Origin of the sequence: Caulobacter sp. D5, from assembly GCF_003185805.1 — a bacterium.
Classification (GTDB): Bacteria; Pseudomonadota; Alphaproteobacteria; order Caulobacterales; family Caulobacteraceae; genus Caulobacter.
In genome coordinates this window covers 1-1,902 of the sequence record NZ_QHJY01000543.1, presented here as the reverse complement: position 1 = coordinate 1,902, position 1,902 = coordinate 1, and the positions used below count along the sequence as shown (strand labels likewise).

The 1,902-nt window shown below is 73.8% G+C and carries 3 protein-coding genes; all 3 read right to left on the bottom strand.

Translation table 11 applies throughout. The features are described from left to right. The coding region (locus tag DMC18_RS25000) for a hypothetical protein (protein ID WP_146218224.1) at positions 1–339 on the bottom strand (339 nt) is incomplete at its 3' end. After that, positions 336–995 (bottom strand): response regulator transcription factor, encoded by a 660-nt coding sequence (locus tag DMC18_RS24995; RefSeq protein WP_110119751.1) that lies wholly within the window; start codon positions 993–995, stop codon positions 336–338. The genes DMC18_RS25000 and DMC18_RS24995, both read right to left, overlap by 4 nt. Continuing rightward, positions 992–1,902 (bottom strand): sensor histidine kinase (locus tag DMC18_RS24990; RefSeq protein ID WP_233248297.1); only part of this gene is annotated, 911 nt, incomplete at its 5' end. The genes DMC18_RS24995 and DMC18_RS24990, both read right to left, overlap by 4 nt.

The following is a 1,902-nucleotide window of genomic DNA, read 5'->3' as shown; positions in this document are numbered from 1 at the left end:
GTCGGGCGCCTGGGCCTCGACGCCCAGGGGGGCGAGGCTCTCGGTGGTCGCCGCCTCGATGGCGGCCACCACCGGCTCGACGCGGTCGAGGCCGATCAGCAGTTCGGCGTCGTCGGCCGGAGCGAAGGCGGCGCCGGCGAGTTCGCGGAGCGCCAGGCGCGGGCCGGCTTCGAACAGGATCCAGGGGCCGGGGCCGGGCTCGGGGTCCAGCGAGACACGTATGACGAGGCCCGGGGCGCGCAGGGCGGCCAGCACGGCCAGGGCGCGGTTGCGGGCGACGAGGTCGGAGATGTCGGCGGCGGGGCCTTCCCCCGCTTCGAGGTCGATGAAGGCGCTCATGCGTCGTCGTCCACGCTGCCGGTGACGGCCATGCGCACCAGCCGGGTCAGGCTGGCGGCCTCCATCTTGGTCATGATCCGCGAGCGGTGCAGCTCGACGGTCTTGGGGCTGATGCCCAGCTCATAGGCGATGACCTTGTTGACCTTGCCGGCCACCACCAGGGCCATGACCTCGCGCTCGCGGTCGGTCAGGCCGGCCACCCGCCGGGCATAGGCCTCCTGGCCGGCCGAGACGACGGGCCGGACCTGGGCGAAGGCGCGTTCGAGCGCGGCCTCCAGGGCGGCCTCCTGGAAGGGCTTTTCCAGGAAGGTGACGGCGCCCTTCTGCATGGCCTCGACCGCCAGGGGCACGTCGCCGTGGCCGGTCATGAAGATCACCGGCCGCTGGCAGCCTCGGGCCTTCAGGGCGTCGAGCAGCTCCAGCCCCGACATGTCGGGCATGCGCACGTCCAGCAGCAGGCAGGCGTCGGCCGGCGGCTCGCCGGCGTCAAGGAAGGCCCGGGCGCCGTCGAAGGTGGAGACGGCGTAGCCCAGGCTCTCCAGCCACCAGGCGGCGGACTGGCGGAACTCGCCGTGGTCGTCGACCAGGCAGACCGCGCCGAGCGGCGGCGGGACGTCCGGCGCGGGCGTCAGTGTCGATGCAGAGGGGGTGGTCATGGCTCCTCCTGGCGCGCCGCGGGCAGCGCGATGTGGAATACGGTCCCCCCCTCGGGATCCGGGGCGTACCAGAGCCGCCCGCGATGCAGTTCGACGATGGATCGGCAGATGCCGAGCCCCACGCCCATGCCGCCGGGCTTGGTCGAGAAGAACGGCGAGAACATCCTGTCGGCGGCGGCCGCGTCGACGCCGGGACCGCTGTCGGCGACGGTCAGTTCGACCATGCGGTCGGAGCCTTCCATGGGCCTAGCGGCGATGGTCAGGCGGCGCGGGCCGGGCCGGCCGCGCATGGCGTCCAGGCCGTTGCGGGCCAGGTTGACCAGCACCTGCTGGATCATCACCGCATCGCCCAGCACCGGCGGCAGGGCGTCGAAGCGCGCGCGGGCGACGACCTTGTCGCGGGCGATCTCCCAGTCGAGCAGGTCCAGCGTGGCGCGAACCAGCCGGGGCAGATCCAGCGGCTCGACCTGGGGCTGGCGCTGCTCGACGAAGGAGCGCATGCGCTGGATGACGCCCGAGGCGTAGAGCGCCTGCTCGGCGGCGCGGTCGAGGGCCTCGACGCCCTCCTCCTTCGCCAGCGCCCCACGCGACAGCCGGGCCTTCAGGCCGCGAGCGATGTTGGCGATCGAGCCGATCGGCTGGTTCAGTTCGTGGGCGATCATGGTCGCCATCTCGCCCACCGACATGACGCGCGAAGTCAGCAGCAGGCGTTCGCGGTCGGCCAGGCGGCGGGCCTCGGCCTGCCGGCGTTCGGCGGCGCTGGAGAGGATCAGGTGGATGCGGCCGTCGCCGGCGACGGTGCGCGCCTCGAAGGCCTGGCCGTCGAGGTCGAGCGGGTGCAGCCCGCCCTCCCCGCGCTGGGCCGCCTCGACCGCCGCCAGCAGGCCGCCGACCGGGGCCTGGCCGG

Excerpts from the sequence above, each read along its gene's own strand:
- DMC18_RS24995 (WP_110119751.1), bottom strand. The coding sequence starts at position 995 with ATGACCACCCCCTCTGCATCGACACTGACGCCCGCGCCGGACGTCCCG.